Origin of the sequence: Staphylococcus sp. GDY8P45P, assembly GCF_017892745.1 — a bacterium.
Lineage (GTDB): Bacteria > Bacillota > Bacilli > Staphylococcales > Staphylococcaceae > Staphylococcus > Staphylococcus cohnii.
In genome coordinates, this window is sequence record NZ_JAESLS010000013.1 from 1 (window position 1) to 20,330 (window position 20,330).

23 protein-coding genes and 2 pseudogenes are annotated in these 20,330 nt (G+C 29.6%); 14 read left to right on the forward strand and 11 right to left on the reverse strand.

Going from position 1 to position 20,330, the window contains the following annotated elements; genetic code table 11:
• From KA873_RS13650 to KA873_RS12175, 5 genes and pseudogenes are all read left to right on the forward strand, one after another.
• Nucleotides 1-94, forward strand: a 94-nt coding sequence (locus KA873_RS13650) for a hypothetical protein (protein ID WP_245337709.1), incomplete at its 5' end; no start/stop codon positions are given.
• A 170-nt stretch (nucleotides 95-264) separates the two neighbouring features.
• Entirely contained in the window at nucleotides 265-858 is a 594-nt protein-coding gene (locus KA873_RS12160) for a recombinase family protein (RefSeq protein WP_210140506.1), read from the forward strand.
• Nucleotides 830-2,272: a Mu transposase C-terminal domain-containing protein gene (locus tag KA873_RS12165; RefSeq protein ID WP_031783937.1), complete on the forward strand. Its 1,443-nt coding sequence runs from the start codon at nucleotides 830-832 to the stop codon at nucleotides 2,270-2,272. Before KA873_RS12160 ends, KA873_RS12165 begins: the two co-directional genes overlap by 29 nt.
• Nucleotides 2,265-3,080: an AAA family ATPase gene (locus KA873_RS12170; RefSeq protein ID WP_000164962.1), complete on the forward strand. Its 816-nt coding sequence runs from the start codon at nucleotides 2,265-2,267 to the stop codon at nucleotides 3,078-3,080. Before KA873_RS12165 ends, KA873_RS12170 begins: the two co-directional genes overlap by 8 nt.
• A gap of 192 nt (nucleotides 3,081-3,272) precedes the next feature.
• Nucleotides 3,273-3,407 (forward strand): annotated as a pseudogene (locus tag KA873_RS12175) (helix-turn-helix domain-containing protein); the annotation flags it as partial.
• A gap of 306 nt (nucleotides 3,408-3,713) precedes the next feature.
• Here KA873_RS12175 and arsC read toward each other — a convergent pair.
• Genes arsC through arsD form a run of 6 tightly spaced genes read right to left on the reverse strand, consistent with a single transcriptional unit; the run spans nucleotide 3,714 to nucleotide 9,449 of the window.
• Nucleotides 3,714-4,109 (reverse strand): arsenate reductase (thioredoxin), encoded by a 396-nt coding sequence (arsC, locus tag KA873_RS12180; RefSeq protein ID WP_002509695.1) that lies wholly within the window; start codon nucleotides 4,107-4,109, stop codon nucleotides 3,714-3,716.
• A 17-nt stretch (nucleotides 4,110-4,126) separates the two neighbouring features.
• Nucleotides 4,127-5,419, reverse strand: coding sequence for an arsenite efflux transporter membrane subunit ArsB (arsB, locus tag KA873_RS12185; protein WP_081247903.1), 1,293 nt, complete (start codon nucleotides 5,417-5,419; stop codon nucleotides 4,127-4,129).
• Nucleotides 5,419-5,733, reverse strand: a complete 315-nt coding sequence (locus KA873_RS12190; protein ID WP_002509693.1) for an ArsR/SmtB family transcription factor — start codon at nucleotides 5,731-5,733, stop codon at nucleotides 5,419-5,421. Before KA873_RS12190 ends, arsB begins: the two co-directional genes overlap by 1 nt.
• On the reverse strand, nucleotides 5,730-7,394 hold the full coding sequence (locus KA873_RS12195; RefSeq protein WP_181711038.1) for an FAD-dependent oxidoreductase: 1,665 nt from the start codon (nucleotides 7,392-7,394) through the stop codon (nucleotides 5,730-5,732). The genes KA873_RS12190 and KA873_RS12195 overlap by 4 nt, the downstream gene beginning before the upstream one ends.
• Nucleotides 7,391-9,121, reverse strand: coding sequence for an arsenical pump-driving ATPase (gene arsA / locus KA873_RS12200; RefSeq protein WP_172683533.1), 1,731 nt, complete (start codon nucleotides 9,119-9,121; stop codon nucleotides 7,391-7,393). Before arsA ends, KA873_RS12195 begins: the two co-directional genes overlap by 4 nt.
• A complete protein-coding gene (gene arsD, locus KA873_RS12205) occupies nucleotides 9,102-9,449 on the reverse strand; it encodes an arsenite efflux transporter metallochaperone ArsD (protein ID WP_011304044.1) in 348 nt (115 codons plus the stop codon). Before arsD ends, arsA begins: the two co-directional genes overlap by 20 nt.
• A gap of 284 nt (nucleotides 9,450-9,733) precedes the next feature.
• Here arsD and KA873_RS12210 point away from each other — a divergent pair, with 284 nt between their 5' ends.
• From KA873_RS12210 to KA873_RS12225, 4 genes are all read left to right on the forward strand, one after another.
• Nucleotides 9,734-9,928 (forward strand): hypothetical protein, encoded by a 195-nt coding sequence (locus tag KA873_RS12210; RefSeq protein WP_002509689.1) that lies wholly within the window; start codon nucleotides 9,734-9,736, stop codon nucleotides 9,926-9,928.
• A gap of 49 nt (nucleotides 9,929-9,977) precedes the next feature.
• Entirely contained in the window at nucleotides 9,978-10,298 is a 321-nt protein-coding gene (locus tag KA873_RS12215; protein WP_011304045.1) for an ArsR/SmtB family transcription factor, read from the forward strand.
• Between the two features lie 90 nt (nucleotides 10,299-10,388).
• Entirely contained in the window at nucleotides 10,389-11,273 is an 885-nt protein-coding gene (locus tag KA873_RS12220) for a permease (protein WP_002509687.1), read from the forward strand.
• 13 nt (nucleotides 11,274-11,286) lie between these two features.
• Complete coding sequence (locus KA873_RS12225; protein ID WP_020361277.1) at nucleotides 11,287-11,421, forward strand: hypothetical protein; 135 nt, start codon at nucleotides 11,287-11,289, stop codon at nucleotides 11,419-11,421.
• Nucleotides 11,422-11,533: 112 nt separating this feature from the next.
• Here the strand turns inward: KA873_RS12225 and KA873_RS12230 are convergent, their stop codons facing one another.
• On the reverse strand, nucleotides 11,534-12,268 hold the full coding sequence (locus tag KA873_RS12230; protein WP_204180549.1) for a DUF536 domain-containing protein: 735 nt from the start codon (nucleotides 12,266-12,268) through the stop codon (nucleotides 11,534-11,536).
• A 418-nt stretch (nucleotides 12,269-12,686) separates the two neighbouring features.
• On the opposite strand from KA873_RS12230, the gene KA873_RS12235 reads away from it, so the two are divergent.
• Together KA873_RS12235 and KA873_RS12240 are read left to right on the forward strand one after the other, a co-directional pair.
• Nucleotides 12,687-13,658, forward strand: coding sequence for a replication initiator protein A (locus tag KA873_RS12235; RefSeq protein WP_063489106.1), 972 nt, complete (start codon nucleotides 12,687-12,689; stop codon nucleotides 13,656-13,658).
• Nucleotides 13,659-13,674: 16 nt separating this feature from the next.
• Nucleotides 13,675-13,977, forward strand: a pseudogene (locus KA873_RS12240) (protein rep); the annotation flags it as partial.
• A gap of 947 nt (nucleotides 13,978-14,924) precedes the next feature.
• On the opposite strand, the gene KA873_RS12245 reads toward KA873_RS12240, so the two are convergent.
• The 4 genes from KA873_RS12245 to KA873_RS12260 form a co-directional block, all read right to left on the reverse strand.
• Complete coding sequence (locus KA873_RS12245; RefSeq protein ID WP_204180482.1) at nucleotides 14,925-15,248, reverse strand: ArsR/SmtB family transcription factor; 324 nt, start codon at nucleotides 15,246-15,248, stop codon at nucleotides 14,925-14,927.
• Nucleotides 15,241-15,672 carry an SRPBCC family protein gene (locus tag KA873_RS12250; RefSeq protein ID WP_204180481.1) on the reverse strand — a complete coding sequence of 144 codons (432 nt, stop codon included), beginning with the start codon at nucleotides 15,670-15,672 and terminating at the stop codon, nucleotides 15,241-15,243. The genes KA873_RS12245 and KA873_RS12250 overlap by 8 nt, the downstream gene beginning before the upstream one ends.
• Nucleotides 15,673-16,165: 493 nt before the next feature.
• The gene (locus tag KA873_RS12255) at nucleotides 16,166-16,402 is read right to left on the reverse strand and encodes a hypothetical protein (RefSeq protein ID WP_194375760.1); all 237 of its coding nucleotides are present in this window, start codon (nucleotides 16,400-16,402) and stop codon (nucleotides 16,166-16,168) included.
• A gap of 72 nt (nucleotides 16,403-16,474) precedes the next feature.
• Nucleotides 16,475-16,744, reverse strand: coding sequence for a hypothetical protein (locus KA873_RS12260; protein ID WP_194375759.1), 270 nt, complete (start codon nucleotides 16,742-16,744; stop codon nucleotides 16,475-16,477).
• 1,032 nt (nucleotides 16,745-17,776) lie between these two features.
• Between KA873_RS12260 and KA873_RS12265 the strand changes: the two genes are divergently transcribed.
• From KA873_RS12265 to KA873_RS12275, 3 genes are all read left to right on the forward strand, one after another.
• Entirely contained in the window at nucleotides 17,777-18,028 is a 252-nt protein-coding gene (locus tag KA873_RS12265) for a hypothetical protein (RefSeq protein ID WP_070704322.1), read from the forward strand.
• Between the two features lie 1,096 nt (nucleotides 18,029-19,124).
• Complete coding sequence (locus KA873_RS12270; RefSeq protein WP_194376095.1) at nucleotides 19,125-19,220, forward strand: type I toxin-antitoxin system Fst family toxin; 96 nt, start codon at nucleotides 19,125-19,127, stop codon at nucleotides 19,218-19,220.
• Between the two features lie 334 nt (nucleotides 19,221-19,554).
• Entirely contained in the window at nucleotides 19,555-20,157 is a 603-nt protein-coding gene (locus KA873_RS12275) for a hypothetical protein (RefSeq protein ID WP_194376094.1), read from the forward strand.
• The last annotated feature ends 173 nt before the right edge of the window (nucleotides 20,158-20,330 follow it).

The window sequence follows — 20,330 nt, forward strand, 5'->3', positions numbered from 1 at the left end:
TTCAATCGCCGTGGGTATCTTAGAAAACAAAGGCTTTGAAAATGTCGTAAATATTAGAGAAGGCTATCAAGATTTTCCAGTTTCATTAAAATAATTTAAGTGTGTACAGAAAATAACCATTTTATGTACACTCGTTTTTTATGTCTAAATAAGTATGTATTACATAGAATTATGTGTTCAAAAACCCAACAAAAAATCTATGTTCATAAAAGACCTTGTAATTAAGTTATGGTACACTGAAGATGTATATAGGAGGTTTGTATTTTGAAAATAGGTTATGCAAGAGTTTCAACTGGATTACAAAATTTAAATTTACAGGAGGATCGATTAAATACATATGGTTGTGAAAAGATATTTAATGACCATATGAGTGGTTCAAAAAGTAAAAGACCTGGTTTAGATAAAGCAATTGAATTTGCGAGGTCAGGAGATACGATTGTTGTTTGGAGATTAGATAGATTGGGACGTAATATGGAGGATTTAATCACATTAGTTAATGAACTTAACGAACGAGGTGTAAGTTTCCATAGTTTAGAAGAAAATATAACAATGGATAAATCAAGTTCAACTGGACAATTATTATTTCATTTATTCGCAGCATTTGCAGAATTTGAACGTAATTTAATTTTAGAGCGTTCTTCAGCTGGCCGAATTGCAGCACGTGCTAGAGGCCGATATGGAGGCAGACCAGAAAAATTAAATCAAAAAGATTTAAACTTACTTAAGACACTTTATGATAATGGCACGCCAATTAAGTCAATTGCAGAACAGTGGCATGTTTCACGTACAACAATTTATCGTTACCTCAATAAATTGGAGGACAAGGAAGATGAAAAACAAGGAGAAGTATCTAACTAATTTTTCTGAAGCCAAACGTAAAAAAGCTACTCAAAAGTACAATATTATAAAACCTTTTATCCTAGGCGAACAATCTTTATCAAGTATTTCTAAAAGTAAAGGGATTGCGTTAAGCACCCTTTATAGATGGAATAAGTCATATAAAGAACAAGGACTTAAAGGACTAATCTATGCGACAAGAGCTGATAAAGGAACACGTAAAATAGAACCAAAGATAATTGATGAAATTGAACGCCTTGCGCTTATGAATAAAAGAAATAGTATAGCCACAATTCATAGGAAAATCACTAATTACTGTAAAGAAAATAATTTTGATATACCAAGTTATAAACAAATTTATAGTGTTATTAAAGCGATGCCTAAGTCTGTTATTGATTTCTCTCATCAGGGTGAAAAATACTATCAAAATAAGTACGATTTAATACAAATTAGAGAATCCTCGAGACCCAATGAAATATGGCAAGCAGACCATACTTTGCTAGATATCTTTATATTAGACCAAAAAGGTAATATCAATAGACCATGGCTAACTATTATTATGGATGACTATAGTCGTGCAATTGCAGGCTATTTCTTAAGTTTTGATGCCCCCAATGCTCAAAACACAGCATTAACACTACACCAAGCAATATGGAATAAAAATGATACCAATTGGCCAGTGTGTGGTATACCCGAAAAATTCTACACAGATCATGGAAGTGACTTTACTTCACATCATATGGAACAAGTCGCTATTGATTTGAAAATTAACTTGATGTTTTCGAAAGTTGGTGTTCCTCGTGGTCGTGGAAAAATAGAACGATTCTTTCAGACAGTTAATCAAACTTTCTTAGAACAACTGCCTGGATATATAAACAATAATGATACTCCTAGTAATCTAATAAATTTTCACAATTTTGAAGAAAAATTACGTTACTTTTTAATTGAAGATTATAATCAAAAAGAACATAGTACTATTCATACCACGCCTATCAGTCGTTGGAATAGTAATCACTTTTTCCCTAATATGCCAAGTAGCTTAGAACAACTTGATTTATTATTGTTGGAAATACCTAAATCTAGAAAAGTTCATTCAGATGGCATTCATTTTCAAGGTTTTCGATACAGTAATACTAATCTAGCAGCTTATGTAGGTGAATATGTACTGATTCGTTATAACCCAAATGATATGGCTGAAATACGTGTGTTTTATAGAGATGAATTTCTTTGTACTGCTATATGTCCAGAAATAGCTGATTACTCCATAGATATAAAAGACATACAGCACGCTCGTAGTCAGAGAAGAAAACACTTAAAACAAAATATTGCTAGTCCAAGTACCACGGAATTAATTAAGGAAGAAAAAAATTGTGGTTATTCACCTCAAGAAACGACTAAAAACGTCAAAAAATTAAAGAGGTATCGTAATGACTAAAAATCAAAATTTCATTGAAACGAAAGAGTATAAACGCTTTGCTGAATTTTGTGATGCTTGTATTAAATATCAGTATATTGGTATATGTTATGGTCAACCTGGTGTCGGAAAAACTTTATCGTCTAGGTATTACACAAATTGGGATACTATTGAAAAACAAGTTAACCATAGAGGTTGGGAAGATTTAGCTAGTAAAACGACCGATGACATACTATCGGTGGATAAAATATTTTATACTGCACCAGCAGAAAAACAAACTAAATTAAGGAATGATTTATATAGTATTACTGCAAGCATTGATTTGGGTCAAAAATTACATGTTGTAAATAAGTATGGACATGAACATAGTAAACATTATAGTGATATGTTTAAATATATTGATTTAATTATAGTAGATGAGATTGATCGCCTTAAAGTGCAACATTTAGAGCAATTAAGAGCTATTTATGATGAACATAATTTAGCAATGATATTTATTGGTATGCCGGGTATAGAGAAAAAACTATCTCGTTATCCTCAACTATATTCGCGTATAGGTTTTGCGCATGAATTTGATAATCTAAGTAAAGATGAGACGCATCATATATTAGAATATAAGTGGCAAGATTTAGGATTTGATTTAAAACTCGAAGACTTTACTGATTATGAGGCAATAACGACGATTATTAAAATTACAAAAGGGAATTTTAGGCTGATTCATCGTTTATTTGCGCAGATAGACAGAATTATGGATATAAATGGTTTAGATAAAATAAGTACAGAAGTTGTAGAAACAGCTAGAGATAGTTTAGTTATAGGTATTCGATAATAGAAAAAGCAACGCATTTTAATATAGTGCGTTGCTTTTCTCATTTATTAGGTAAAGTCATTCTCATATATCGAGTAAAGTGACACTCTTAATATTAAGTTAAGAGGTTTTGTGTCAAAAACGAACATTTTTAATACTCTAATCATACATACAGAAATACTGTTTTACTAGCATCGATAATGGTTCGATTAGGGTAGACCCAAACGCGATGATAATAACCTTAGAGATGCTATTGAGATGTATATGAGCAAAAAATACACTTTAGATGAGATAAAAGAACAGACAAATATAAGTAGAGCAACCTTGTATCGTCATCTAGATAAATAAGAGGTGATGAACGTTGTTAAAACAAGATTTAGTGTATAATGTACTGTTATCGATTAGAGAAGAATAAAGTGTAGATTTTAAAACTTTAGATGTAAGCGAAAAAATTTTTTATTAGCACTTGAAAGCATAGCGAGGCAAGATTTAGCAAAAAATATAGAGTTATTCTACAATGGGTGTTTTCCTATATGTGGCACAACAATATATGCAGAACTAACAGAAAAAGGTAAGCAGCAAATATCATTATATAAAACAGAGGATAAGCACATATAACAATGCTTATCCTCTGTTTTTGAATTTTATATTAACTTAATTATCATAAAATTGCTTGATCTTTTGACCTATTTCATCTCTTACACGTTGAAATTCTGACCAAGATTTACCTGCTGGGTCATCAAAGCCCCAATGTTCTTTTTTTACATTAGGCGGGATGACTGGACAATTCTCATCAGCATCACTACAAAGTGTAACAACTAGGTCTGATTGTCTTAAAATTTTATTATCAATTAAATCAGAAGTATGGTTTGATATGTCAATATCCACTTCTTTCATAGCTTCTATCGCCTTAGGATTTACGCCATGCGTTTCGATACCTGCTGAGTAAACATTCCATTCTTCGCCGAGTATTTCTCTTCCCCAGCCCTCAGCCATTTGACTACGACAAGAATTACCAGTACATATAAAGTAAATTGTTTTCTTATCCATTTATTATTACCTCTCTTTTAAAAAATTATTAGTGTTAAATATAGACCTAATAGGGTTACAAATAAAACAGGGATTGTGATAATAATTCCGGTCTTAAAATAGGTTCCCCAAGAAATCTTGACACCTTTTTGAGTTAGTACGTGTAACCAAAGAAGTGTGGCTAACGAACCAATTGGTGTTATCTTAGGCCCCAAATCAGATCCGATAATATTCGCATAAATCATACCTTCTTTTAATATTCCTGTAGCACTCGATTGACCAATTGCTATTGCATCTATTAAAACGGTTGGCATGTTATTCATAATAGAGGATAGGAATGCAGCTACAAAGCCCATACCCATAATGCTGCTAAATAAGCCATAACTTGAAATGTTTGTTAGTACATCACCAAGAAGTGTTGTAATGCCCACGTTTTTCAAACCAAATACGACGAGATACATACCAATGGAGAATAAAACAATATTCCATGGCGCACCTTTAATTACTTGTTTCGTATGCACGGCTTTAGATTTATGCGCTAATAATACAAATATTAAAGCAATGATACCAGCAATAATGGATACTGGAATATTTATAAACTCACTTATTAAATAACCAATGAGTAATATACCAAGTACGATCCACGAGATGTTAAAAAGTTTTTTATCTTTAATCGCTTCTCTTGGTTCTCTAATGTTTACTGCATTAAATGTTTTTGGAATAGACTTTCTAAAATATAACCATAAAACAAGAATACTTGCGATCAATGAGAATATATTAGGTATAATCATTTTACTGAAGTATTCAATAAATCCAATATCGAAATAATCTGCGGAAACAATATTAACTAAATTACTGACAATGAGCGGTAATGATGTAGAATCAGCTATAAAACCACTAGCAATAATAAATGGAAATATCGCTTTTTTATCAAATCCTAAACTACGAACCATAGCTAAAACAATAGGAGTAAGTATTAAAGCTGCTCCATCATTTGCGAAGAAAGCTGCTACAACTGAACCTAATAGCATGATAAAGATAAACATTTTCAATCCGCTACCTTTTGATGCTCTCACCATATGTATAGCAGACCATTCAAAGAAGCCAATTTCATCTAATATGAGTGAAATAAGAATAACTGCAACAAAAGTTAAGGTCGCATTCCAAACAATTCCAGTAACTTCTAGTACGTCTGAAAAGCTTACAACGCCAGTGATTATAGCAACTACAGCACCAATTAATGCAGTAATACCAATATCTAGACCTTTAGGTTGCCATATAACAAAAATTAACGTTAATACAAATATTGTGATTGCTAATATCGTCATCATTAACACTCACCTTTCTCTACTGTTTCACATATACATGGGACAGTACTGGAACTCAATAGAGTCAGTCGTGATGTAACGTCATCCAATACGTCATGATTCAATTTGTATAAATTTTTATTACCATCTTTTCTGGATGTAATTAAATTATTGTCTTTTAATACTTTCATATGATGACTTAATGTGGGTTGAGAAAAAGAAAAATGCTCTAATAAATCACAAGCGCATAATTCACCACAAGATAACAAATCTAATATTTCAAGACGGCTACTATCAGCAATCACTTTCAAGTATTGTGATATCTCATTATAATTCAATTTTTCTTCTCCCTTTCTACTTGAAATCTTTTATATCGTTGATAATTTTTATTGCCACCTGATAAATTATATACTTGTTTAAAGCCTAAATTAATAAGTACGTTTTGTGCAGCATTACCAGTAGTACCTTTATTACAATAAGTCACGATTGTTTGATTTTCATCTAACGTTTTTGCATAACTTCTCAACGTTTTCAATGGGACGTTAATCGCTCCATCAACATGATCAACTTCAAATTGCTTTGGAGAACGTACATCTAAAATCAATAAATCATTTTTTTGTTTTACGACTTCTTCAGGCGTTATAATTTTACGTCCCCGAGTAATATTGTGACCAATCATCCCTGTATAAATAACAGGATCTTTAGTTGTAGAAAAAGGAGGTGCATATGCTAAATCTAAATGAAATAAATCTTCTGCTTTGGCACCAAATGTTATAGCAGTAGCTAGTACATCAATTCTCTTGTCTACGCCCTCATACCCAACTATTTGCGCACCAAGTAATTTAGAATTATTTTTATCAAATATAGCTTTAATTACCATTTCTTGACCTTGCATATATTCTGGACGATTCGGTTTCACATTGTGTAATACATCAATATCAATTTCTAACTCAACAGCTTCTTTTTCGGTTAAACCTGTCTGGGCAATTGTCATATCAAAGATACGGACAATGCCTGTGCCTAAAATGCCTTTATGTTCTAGATTTCCACCAGTTAATCGATCTCCTAAAATACGACCCATTTTATTTGCTGTAGAACCTAGCGGTCTATATATAGGATTACCAGTAATTAAATTATAACTTTCTGCTGCATCACCAATTGCATATATATGAGGAATATTTGTTTCCAAATACTTATTGGTTTGTATTGCTCCAGATTCTCCAATATTAATACCAATTTCTTTAGCTAATTTAGTATTTGGTGTGACACCAATCCCAATAATGATTAAGTCTGTATCAATTAATTCGCCAGTTTTTAAGCTGACTCTATTTATCGTATGATTCTCATCATAATCAACAATGTCAATTTCATTATAGGTATATACGTTAGCTTTATCTTCAATATATTCTTGAATCATAAAACTCATATCGTAGTCTAAATGAGGCATAAAAGTGTTACGTTGAACAATTGAAGTGTTGTAATTAGATAATTGTTCTAACATCTCTAAACCAATAAATCCACCGCCAACGATTGTTATATTCTGAACATCATGGTCATTAATATAATTATAAATTGCTTTGGCATCATTAATATTTTTAACTTTAAACACATTATTATATTCTTCGCTATTTAATTGAGGGAGTTCTTTAGGCGATGAACCTGTTGCTAATACTAATTCGTCATATTTTTGAATCATCTTTTCATCATTTACTAAATTAGTAACTGTTATTGTTTGATCACTATCATTTATCTTATTCACTTCATATTCTGTATAAATATCTATATTAAAGCGTTCTTTAAACCATTTAGCATTTCGTGGCGTGAGTTCATCAATATCAGATACATTACCGCCTATATAGTAGGGGATACCACATACGGAATACGAAATATCACTATCTTTATCAAAAACGGTAATTTCAACATCTTCACTATTTCTTCTTGCTTTAGCCGCGACACTCGTACCGGCAGCAACTGAACCAATGATAACAATTTTTTTCAATATTCTAACCCTCCATAAGGTATGACAAAGTAATTATTAAGACTTTCATTTTTAATCTTGTTTATCCAAATCGATTCATCTTCTTTTTTGTTACTAAAAAGGTCATCACGTTGATTTAGCGTAACTAATGATTGATTAACGACCCACCAATTATGTCCTATATCGGCTCTATTTAAATCTTCTACTAAACGTTTAGATTCTAAATAAGGTGTTTTTTCTGCTAGTGTTACGATTATCATCTGTGTTAAATCTTGATTTTGAATTTTAGGTAATAACGTTTCAACATTACTGGTAGTTTGAGTTGATTTTTTCTTTAGTTCTTTATGGTGATTTTCACTAGAATCAAGTAACAACAAGGTATGGCCTGTAGGAGCTGTATCTACAATTACGTAATCCATGTCTTCTTGGTTCTCCATAATGTCACTAAAGGCTTTGAAAAATGCTATTTCTTCTGTACAAGGTGATTTTAAATCTTCCATAATATAATCAATATCGTCTTGTGGTGTATCATCATTCACTGTGGCTAGTACTTCTTTTTTATACTTTTCTAATGCTTGTTCTTCATCAATATAAGCAGTATTTAAATTACTTGTGGTTTCAACATTAATTTCTTTAGTAGGGTCAGTAGTTGCTAAAAGAACACGATGTCCTTTATTAGATAATGCTGTAGCTAATTGCGTTGCTACTGTCGTTTTACCAACGCCACCTTTTCCCATTGTAAATAAATATTGAACTTTACTATTTTCAATTTCATCTGTTAATTTATTGAATTGCGGATGATCTTCAACAATAAAGTCATCATTTTCAATTAAGTTATCATCATTTAATAGATTAGTTAAACTTTCTATACCTTCTTCTTTCTGCTTTTTATATGGAACGTAATAAGCATGATTGTTATTTAACCATTCAGTAAAATGATTAATGTTTTTATCTTGTTCTGATTTCATCTGACTCGAAATTAAACCGTGACTTTCTTCTATATAGTTGTTAATGATTACTTTGAATTTAGAAATTGATAGTTGTTGTAATTCTTGTTGCGCTCTTTGAATTTCATATATAGAAGAGTGGCTAGGTTTCGCAACTAACATCATGGTCGTATCGTCTTGGTTACGTAGTTTTTCAAGTGCTGAATTATATTTACCTCTATTTTCATTTAAACCCGATAATTGACCTAAGCAAGAAGCGTCATTACTCGTTGTATTTAAATAATCTGTCCATGCAGAAGGTAATTCAAGCATTCTCAAGGTGTGACCTGTTGGAGCTGTATCAAATATAATGAAATCAAATTCTTGTTCTAAAGTTTTATCGGATAAAAAATTTGTAAATTCATTAAACGCTGCTACTTCAACTGTACACGAACCACTTAACTGTTCTTTCATCTCAGAAAGCACATCTTCTGGTAGAATACCCTCATAAGGTTCTATAGATTGTGCTTTATAATCGTCTGCAGCAGCAATCGGGTCAAAATTGGCTATAGAGAGATTAGGTATAGGTTGATATTTAGTTAATTTATTAGATAATTCCATTTGAAATACATCTTGTAAATTACTAGCTGGATCAGTACTTACTAAAGCTACTTTCTTTCCATTTTCCGCTAAGTTTAAAGCAATAGAACTTGATATCGTCGTTTTGCCTACGCCACCTTTACCAGTAAAAAACAAATATTTTGTTAACTCAACATTATCTAAATTCAATTTATTTAAGTATTTAACAGCATCCATCTCCATCACAGCATCCTCCATTTCTCATCTGATTAACCGTAATAATTTCATCGGCTTCTTCTTGGGTAATATAAGTACCCGTTTTAGCTATATTGCCTTCTATAAAAGTGATTGGTAAAACTTCATTACCTTTTTCTTGAATTAAACGAATAGCTTCTTTATTTTTAATAAATTCATTCGGATTGTTACTCATATTATAACGTTGAACTTCTATTTGATTTTGTTTTAAATATTCATTGATTTGGTTCGTCTTTATTAGTGTTTCATCCGGTTCTGGACCACATACGCCAGTAGAACAGCACATAGCTTCTTCGTATATTTCAATATTTAACATTATACTCACCTCATTAATTATTTTACTACCATAGATTAACATCTATATAGATTAGTGTCTATGTATTGATTTGGATTTTTAAAATTTTACTTAATTTGAGTTTCTAATAATATAGCTAGGAAGAAAATATTTTTACTATTGCTGTGGAGCATGTCTAAGTTTATGTAAAATTATAGTTTTTTAATCTTGCAATAATGTATATATTGATTTATATTTAATATATCAAAAAAAGTTGATATATTAAATGGAATAAAATTATTTAGACAATAAGGAGGTGTGCCTGATTGCGAGTAAACCACGCAAGTACTTTATCTGTTGGTTACTTTGTAAGTTATTTAAATCTTGTTATGGTATCAAGAGAAGTCACTTTAAAAGAAGCTACAATATATATGGAGAAGGAGTTCTTTAAAGGTAATATTCATCAGTATGGTGAATCAACAGAAAATAACTACAAACAAGCAATACAAGAATTGAAATAAAGATAATATAAACTCTAATCAAATATTATAAAAAAGAGGTGCTCTTTTTATGGAAGTTATTAAAGCAAAAACTGATATGAATGAAGATCAACAATTAGATTTTTATGAAAACATGTTTAATGCACTTGCTGACAAAAATAGATTAAAAATACTTAATCAAATTAGTCAAAGCCCTAATAAATCACTATGTGTATGCGACTTAGAGGAGTTATTAGATTTAAAACAATCTAAAATTTCATATCATTTAAAAAAACTAGTAAGTGCACAGATTTTAATACCTGAAAAATACGGTACTTGGAACTACTACAAAATCAATGAAGCACAAATTCAAGTTGTATTAACTGAAGATACTTGCTGTAAAATATTATAGGATTTATCTTATTACACATCATATTAATCAACTTTTTTTAATTTATATATCAAAAAAAGTTGATTAAATAAATTCAGAGGAGTTATACTAATGACAGATTCAATCATAGAATTCATAAAAACATTTTTAATGTTATTTTTTGAATTGTTAGCATTATTTATAGTTGTAAGTTTTATTGTAAGTTTAATTCAACAAGTAGTATCAGAAGATAAAATACAAAAGCTTTTAAGCAAACCAAATAAAGCAACCAACTATGTATTAGGAATGATTTTTGGTGCTATAACACCATTTTGTTCTTGTTCTACTATTCCTATACTTGCAGGTTTGTTAAACTCTAAAGTTCCGTTTGGTCCAGCTATGAGTTTCTTAATCGCTTCGCCACTCATGAATCCACTCATGATATTTATGCTATGGATTTTATTAGGGTGGAAAGTTGCTGTTGTTTATTTTGTTGTATTAGCGATATTCAGCATTTTAACTGGCCTTGTTTTTTCAAAAGTGAATTTAGCAGAGAGTTATAAAGGCGTTAATGTCAAAGGTGATGGATTTTTCACTAATAAATCAGGATCTCGTGTTAAGCAAGCGCTAAATGATGCTTGGGCTTTCCTATATCCAATGTTACCTTATTTAATTATTGGTGTATTTATCGGTGCATTTATTTATGGATTTATTCCAGAAAGCTTTATAACACAATATGCGAGTGGCGATAGTATTATCTCTGTTATTATTGCTTCTGTTATTGGTATACCTATGTATATTAGACCAGAAACAATGCTTCCTATAGCTGAAGCTTTAGTATCTAAAGGTATGTCACTGGGAACAGTCGTAGCATTAATTATAGGTGGCGCAGGAGCAAGTATTCCTGAAGTTGTATTGTTATCTAAATTATTTAAAAAGAAATTTGTAATATCTTTTGTTATAGCAATTTTAGTCGTAGCTATTGCTACTGGTCTAATTGTTAACTTAATCATTTAAGGAGGTGAAGTAAATGGGTATCAAAGACACATTAAAAAAATTAAAACCTCAAGAACAGTCATGTTGTTCAGTTGAAATTGAAGAGAAAACAGACAAAAAAGACGAAAATAATGAGAAAAAAGAAAATGGTAATAAAAATTGTTGCTAACATTAAAAAAGTTCTGTTTGATTTTGCATTTATTAACATAATCGATGATTATCAGAAGTTCTAGCATAAAAAAGCACTACAAGTTCATGAGCTTGTAGCGCTTTTTATTGTGTTAATTACCAAACAACCGACTCCAGAAACCTTTTTTAGGTGGTTTTTCTTCCTTATCTTCGTATTCATTATCTATTTCTTCGAATTGTTTATCGTCTATTGTGGATGGTTCTTCATTGAGGTTTTCATTCTCTTTCTCTTCAGGTATATCTTTATGCTGCACCTCTGTAGGCTGTTCCCATTTTTGTTGTTGATCAGTATATTTAGACTCTCCAGTAAATGTTGCTTCTTGTACATTAACATTTTGTCTCTCATTAACAGACGTATCAAAAGAATAATTAAGTCGTCTTTCTTCCTCTAATTGATCTTCTAATTTTTTAATCTTTTTATTACTTTCTAATGCTAATACTTGTTGATTTTCAAGCAATTTCGACCTTTCTTGCAACTCTTTTCTGTAAAATTCAATTGTTGTTTCATGACGACTTTCTTGCTTTTCAATTTGATTATTCAAAGTATCAATCTGGTTTTTAAGAATCTCCACTATTTGAGCATCAGTTTTAGATTCAACGTCAATATTATCTGGGTCTTTTTTTTGTTTACTTTCAGCAACATTTTCAAATCCATATTTCTTCTTATTTTTATTTACTCTTTGAACTATTTTTTCTATGTCGCTATCTTCTTTAATAAACGAAGTGTTTTCCTGTTTTATTGTTTCTATATTCAATCTTTTAATATTATTAAAAATTGTTTGCTTACTAACTTCTAATTCTTCACTCAAAGCTTTCACGCTTCTCATATCATCAACCCTTTTATAAAATGTTTATCAACCCTTTATAAAACAGTATAAACTCATAAAGCTTGGTAATAAAGTAATTACAATATTAAAAAACGGTTCCCGTCAATCGTTTCATCAAAGGTTCATAAAGGGTTGATGGTTTTTATCAAAGGTTTATAAACCCTTTATAAACCTTTGATAAGCCTGCATTTTCCCTTTTATAAGGTTGTTCAAAGTGATATAATAACCTTAACATGACAAAACCCCAACTACTGGTAATAGTCGGGGTTTGGTGATAAAACGTTGCAGCACGTTTATAAATCTTTTGATATCTGTATTATATACAACTATATCATCAAAGTGCAAGCAGAAAATTTATGTGTTCTTGTAATGTTTTATTACCTCTATCCAAAACTTTAATAGGAAAGGGGTTTTTATTATGCCTAGAAAAAATATAAAAAATCAAGCCAATCAAAATTTCTATATGCTACATAAAGTTTTATTTATCAACGAAAAATATAAAAAGCTAAGTGATAGTGCTAAAGTTACCTATGCAATTCTTAATGATAGAGTTAGTTTATCTATTAAAAATAATTGGATAGATCAAAATGGAGATATATACTTTATTTTTACTAATGAAAATCTTCAAGAAGTGTTAGATAAAAGTAAAAATACAATAACTAAAATAAAAAAAGAGTTACAAGAGGTTGGTTTACTGGAACAAGTTAAAACCGGGTTTAATCGACCGAACAAACTATATCTTCATGAAATAGAAACGAATATAACTATTGAAAAAGAAATACAAAATAGCACTTCGAACGATGACGAATCGAGTGATATCAAGGACTCCCAAATAATGGGACTCCAGAATCCCAAACAATGGGACTCCAGAATCCCAAATGATGGGACTCCAGAATCCCAAAACTTAGACCCTAATGATACTGACTTAAGTAATACTGATTATATAGAGACTGAGAACAATGATACGAATGATTTGAATGATACACCTAACAATATTTCTGAAAACGCTCATTCGAATCATACAAATCATCAACAAACTGAATTTAATAATGATGCCTTAAAATTCCAAGTGCTTGAAGAATTGCCACAACAAATCAAAGATTACTTAAGTAATTTTGAAATTAGAGAAATTCGTATTATTAAAAGTGTTTTACTTAAAGGAAAAAAATCATTTAATAATGCGCATAATACATATTACCGTTTAGAAGACGTGGAGTTCGAACTTGTGAGTGTATTAAAACGATTTAAAGCGATGCTGCTACAAAAGAATGAAACCGTTGAAGCTATGCAAGGATATTTAATGCAATCGATTAAAGCTGAACTTGAAGAAATACACGCACTTAATATGCGTCGTCAAAACATGAAACAACATAATATCTTTAACCAATAATTTAGATAATCTTATAGCAATCAAAGAAACCTCTAAATATTCGGTTAAGTCATCTGATTTTTTAACTGATGATGATGAAAGAAATCAAGAAATCGTGAATGACTTGGAAAAAGGTTTATACCGAAAACGTATGTTGAGTTATGGTGGATTGCTTAAACAAAAACATAAGATTTTAAATTTAGACGATGCCGAAGATGGTAATTTGATTAATACAAGTGACGAAGATAAAACAACAGACGAAGAAGAAAAAGCACATTCAATTACGGCAATTTGGCATTTTGAAAAACAAAATGATTACTTAAAAGATTTGAAACGTTAGCTTAAAAGCTAGCGTTTTTTATGTATTTTTGCCCCTGCAGGAACTATAGCGTTCAACCAACATGGTTGCCCAGTTTTTATGCCAATTTTTAAATTTGCATGTAACTGGGCAGTGTCTAAAAAAATCAACACTGGTTTTGCTCAAATTTTTGCTTTTGGAAATAGCATATATTTATTTGGCTTATATTTGCGTTTTAAGAGCTTATATAAGTTTTTAGGCATAAAACTATATGAATTACCCCTAAATCTTTAAAATGCCCCCTTAAAATTCAAAATAAAGGTATTTAAAATTTTAAAAATAAAAAAGCTACTAGCAAAAAACTAGTAGCTTAAATCTTAGTTAAATTTTGATGTAGTATTAATTTTTATATCTACGCTACAACGTCGATTCAAATTCGTGCAGTATTAATTTTTGTATCTGCGCCACAACGCCGATTACTAATAATGCAGTATTAATTTTTATATCTGTGCTGCAACACCGATTACTTAAAACTAAGATTAAAAAATCGACGAAGGTCGATTATGGTTTTTACACGCGTTCTTTTAGAACGCATAAGTGCGCCCTTACGGGAATTAACTAGATTATAACGATGAAAAATAGACCTGTAAAGCGATAACTATTGTGATAAAGTTTGCTAAAAAGGAGCGATTTTATGACTGCTATTTGGATATCGATTATAGGTATGTGGTTTTGTATTGGAATAGCGTTTTTTGCTATCAAGAGGAGTAAAAATAAAAAATAGAACACGCATTTATGCCGAGAAAATTTATTGAAGTTGAGAAGAACCCTCAACTAAACTTGCAGACGAATGTCGGCATAGCGTGAGCTATTAAGCCGACCATTCGACAAGTTTTGGGATTGTTAAGGGTTCCGAGGCTCAACGTCAATAAAGCAATTGGAATAAAGCAATAAAAGAAGTAGAGTTTATTGCTTTACTTGGTTCCTTTTTAATTATCGTTTTCTACATAGTTTTTAAGATTAGATAGTTGGTTGTCCCAATATTTTTCAAAATATTTAATCCACTTTTCTACTTCGATTAATTTTTTTGGTTCAAGTTTGTATCTAGTTTCTTTGCCAGATTTTTTTTTAGTAACTAATTCTGCTTGATAAAGAATGTTTAAATGTTTATTTATTGCTGTTCGAGAAATATTAAAATCTTGAGTAATTGATTTAATAGATTTTTCATTATCTGCAAGTAATTTTATAATTTTGCGACGTTTGGGATCTGCTATTGCCTGGAATACATCATATTTTTCTTTTGTATTATTCATTAGAATTTAGATACTTAGGAAGTTCAATTTTTACTATTTCATCCCAACCATCGTCCATAAATCCTTGCACAACAGGATGTGGTTGACCAAACTCTGTTTCTTTTCGTTCATCCCATCCAGAATGTATAAGTGTAAATTCTGTAGTATTATCATCTACTTTTTTTAGTTTGAATGTTATTTTCCAATCTTTTCCCCAATTAAAACTTAAATTATCTTTAGGATTTAATTCTGTTACTTTACATGGAGATTCTCCAAATTCTCCAGCATATAGAGTGAATTCTTTTCCTAATTTGGCTTCGAAATCGTTTGGCATCCACCAAGATTTTATACCTTCTGATGTTGATACAGCATCCCAGACTTTGTCCTTATTTGTTTTTAATATCACTACTTTTTCAATTTGTGGCATTTCAGTATTGTTGTTCATATACAAACCTCCTCGTTTTATATGACACCAAAAGGTGTCATATAAAATATAACACTTTCTTGTGATTATGTAATGTTTTTAATTATTTATTTTTATGATTTTGAAACGAGTGAAAACGAGTTTCTTCTTGTCTTGATACTATATAGAAATAACTCGATTTTTAAATTATAGCCATAATCCTTGATGCGTAAAGGATTATGGCTCCTTTTATAGTATCTTTTTAGTTTTTGTCCTTCTTAGCACGTTGTTTTTACTTTGGAGTTATAGTATCTCTTAAAACAACAAGTATAAAAAATAAACTACAATAAATAATTGACCCTATAGTTCCAACATCAATAACAAATATTAAAACTATATACCAAATAAGATTGATTACTATAATGAAATTAAAAATGGATCTTGACTTAGGTTTTATCATTTTTATCTTCACCATCTTTTATTTATTTTCTGGACTCATAAATATTGTAATGTGGCTTTTAAATATAAAGATAAATTAAACCAAAACTAAAATGATCAATATTAAACCTAAAATACCAAGTATCCAACCACTCTTTTTCTTTTTCAAAATTTCTGGGATAGATGCGATTGTAAATGCTATAAGAGAGAATAACATAGGTAAATAGCTATTATCCGAAAGTATAACCATATAAAAAATGGCGATAATTAATAATATAGCAACTAAGATATTAATCGCTTTAGTTAAAAAACTATATTTTTCTTCTTGTTTCAAAAAATCACCTTCGATGTTTAATATTCTTCAAAATTTTCTAAGATATATAAGCAGCTAATTGCTTATATATAACTATATTCCAAGTAAAGATAGAACATATAAAATAAAGAAAAGACCATAAAAGATTGTTAATATAACACGTTTCTCTAAAGTATATGCTAAGGAGCCCATACCAAAAGCTATAGCTATTAAAATATCATTAGTTTTTTCAAGAGGGCTTCCACCATAAAAATAATCAATTATTAGACGAAATATAAACAATAATATAGCTAATGTTACAAATACCCCACCTAAAATTTTTAAATTACTCGTTAGTTTCGTTTCGTTATTAGTTTTGTTCATTTTATAACCTCTTTTAAAACTATCAATTTTGAAAACTAAATCCATGTTGCTAAAATTACTATCTAAATTAACTTATTAATTGTTAGTCAATATGACTCAAAAATATTTAAATTTATTTCATATGGTAAGCAATTAATGAGATTTTTTCAAAGTAATCGTAATAAATTCTTTGGTTAAAATCATATTTAGGAAATGAAACTCTATCTTGTTTATTAATTAAATTTAAATGAAGTATAAGTGTATAAAATTGATGAATGAATGTTCTATTTTCATTAAGTAAATGACAAAATTTATGATTTTATTTTGGAAGCAGCTAGTGAAATCTTAATTTTATTTGAACCACTTTTTATATAGAAAATCTTGAATCGTTAAATTAAGAAAGCTACAAATTTGATCTATAACATCAAATTTTAAATAGGACTCATTGAAAGCAATGAGTCCTATTTTTCTTTCGGCATAATAGGTCGTTTTAAAAATTTATTAAGTGATTTTGCCAATTTTTTCGAGATAATTCTTCGTTAAGCCGTTTCATTTTTAGTTTATAAATTAGTTTTATTTTGAACACTCCTTTTGCTATAGATACATCTTAAATATAGTATAAAAATGAGTTTTTTAAATGTTCGATTCGGTATGTTTTTCATATCATGTAACTAAAAAAACTATATGGATTTTAGGAGCGTTTTAGAAAAAACGTAAAAATCGGTAAATATTTGGTAAGAGCATAAGGGAAATATGCTATCATTTGAAATGATAGGTCTGGCGAAGCCAGACATTTCAAGGGTTTAAATGGTTTGTGTTATGATATCAAAAAAATAGAAATGTCTCACTTTTGTGACACAACATATTGTGTTTGTCTCACCTTTGTGACACGATATATAGAAAATGTCACAAAGGTGAGACACCTTTTTTTGAAGGCATAATACTTTAATATCATTCTGGATTTCGTTTGAATTTCAAAATAATCTTAGTAAGTATATGTACGTAAAACATAAAAAAATAAGTAAAAAATTTTAAAAAAAGGAGTTCAAAATAATGAAGAAAGATTTACTAATTAGAGATGTAGATAGTGAGTTGTTAGATCGATTAAGTAGATTGGCTAAAGATAAAAATATATCAAGAAACAAATTAATTTTAGAGACTTTAGAGTTATTAGATCCACTTGAAAGTTATCAAAAATTATATGCAGAACAGTCACATCAGCAAGCGCAAAATACAAAAATTTTAAAAGAAGTTGCGAGTAAACAAGACAAAATTTTAGCATTACTTGAGTCAGTAGATTATTAAATATGAGAACAAAAGTTGGAAAAGTGTGAGCTATTTTATATTTAAAATGTATTGGAATTCAAAGCGTTCATGCAAAGAATAATTAACAAAAATATATCCTTTTTAACGCCAAAAGGAAACTTGATTGAAGATATAAATAAAGGTATAACAGAGAAGAATTAAAAGATTATTTATATCATAATGAGGTGCGAAAAGTGAGTGTAAAAGATATAGAATTTTGGATGAGTTTATACAATAATCTTAAAGATGTGTAGTTTACATTTGTGTATCGAACATGTATAAGAATTCTAAAGTACTACTTAGATAGTGATAGTAAAAAAATAGCAATCTAACATATACTTTGGTGAGTAAATAGAGTTTATTTAAACCTATTAGTATAATACAAATTACTGTTTTTTAGTGGACATACTAAAGCAACATGTTGCTTTTTATATTCTTATAAGTATGTAAAAAGCAAACAATATTATGATATTACTTTAAAGCATATATTATGTTTGCATAACTAATATATGCATAATGTATGCGTGCATACTGTATGCAAACAATTAGAAGAATTAAGTGTAAGTTACACAAATGTAATTCACACAAGTGTAACTTACACTTGTGTATAAAGCATATATAAGTTATTAAAGAGATTATGATGAGCTATATAAATTTATATTTAGAGGGATTAAAGGAACCGTAGTAAAAATCAAAAAGGTTTATCAACAAGAGGTACCTAAAAAATATTAAATAAATTACAAAAATAAACGGATCAATTCCACCAACGATAATAGTAGTTTGGTGGGATTGAGATGTTTTAATTAAGTATTTTTCAGTTTCTTTATTACTGTCTAGCTCTCTTACTTCATAAATACCTAATTTATTTTTTGTAAAGACTTCCTACTAAACTAGGAATAAATTGAACAGGTGATTTTATAATTAAGATGGTGATATCATCTGCTTTTTTAAATGTATAACTATAAAGAAGTGGAGAGAATGGTTTTCATAATTTAACTTATCCGAAGTGGATATGCTTAACAATTCACAGATGATATAATAATGAAGTCGCCTATCTCTCAGGCGTCAATTGACGTAGAGAGGAGGTGCATACGCGATGTCTGAAATCTTTGTAAACATCATGACCACAGCATCAAGTGGTTGTCTCGTTGCGCTATTTGCGCATTGGCTACGCAAGCGTAATGACGAATAGGCGACTAGTCACACCAAAAAATCCCCTTACTATGGCCGTAGTAAGGGGATTTGGTGCATACATGCCTGATAATCTTTGTTAATTGCATTATAACACCATAGTGGGTAGGAATGCAAAGTTCATAAAGTTTGAGCGTAAATATTATAATTACGGAGTTATTTTATTTATATCTGTAGTATATATAAATAGGAATAGGGTTAATGATATTTATAAAACATGCATTTTTAATTGATGTTTTAATAACTATACTGATATATGTTATATGTTATAAGAATCATTTTATAATAATGTGAGTCAGTAACATTTTTATATGGCTTAGAGAGGAAGTTTTAGAATGAAGAAGATGTTACGTATATCGATTTTCATAATAGTGGTCTCCATATTTATTGTTTTTAAATACTCTTATCAAATTGAGGGAATTCTAGAAGAATATCCAAATATTTTAAAAGCATTTGTAGCATTATTCACTCTCCTTACAACTGTTATCAGTCTTGTTATCGCATATAAATCATATGATAATAGCGTTAAGCAACAAGAAAAAGATAAAGAAGAAAAAAACAAACAGTTCGAAGAAAACAGCGATAGGATTATTAATAGTTTGAAATCTGATTTAGCAAAATATACTAGGAAAATAAATGTTTTTAGATTAGGATATACGAATTCAGATGTTGAATTCTCTGAACTTGCAAAAGAACTTTCTATAAAAAGTAATTTAGAGGAAATAGAAAAACTTACATCACAAGTGAGAAGTAGCAAAAGTACTGAACTTACTAAAATGGATGAAGTTAATATAGTCAATTTACATACTGCAAGTGATTCAGCTCTATTTTTATTTGATATTTATGAAAATACATCAAGGGAAAATGATGAGACTTTTGAAAAAGAAATTATAAAAGAACTTAACAAAATATGTAATATTGTTTTTTATACATCCTGATTATCGATAATATAGAATTTTGTAAATAATATATAGGCTAAGGAAGGTACTGTTTCAAAGTAGAATTTATAGAATAATTTTAACAAAAATGAGTCTTCTGTATGAACTATTTCAGATATAAACAAATTAACAATGATGTTATCACTGTAGACGATGGCTACTATCTAATATAT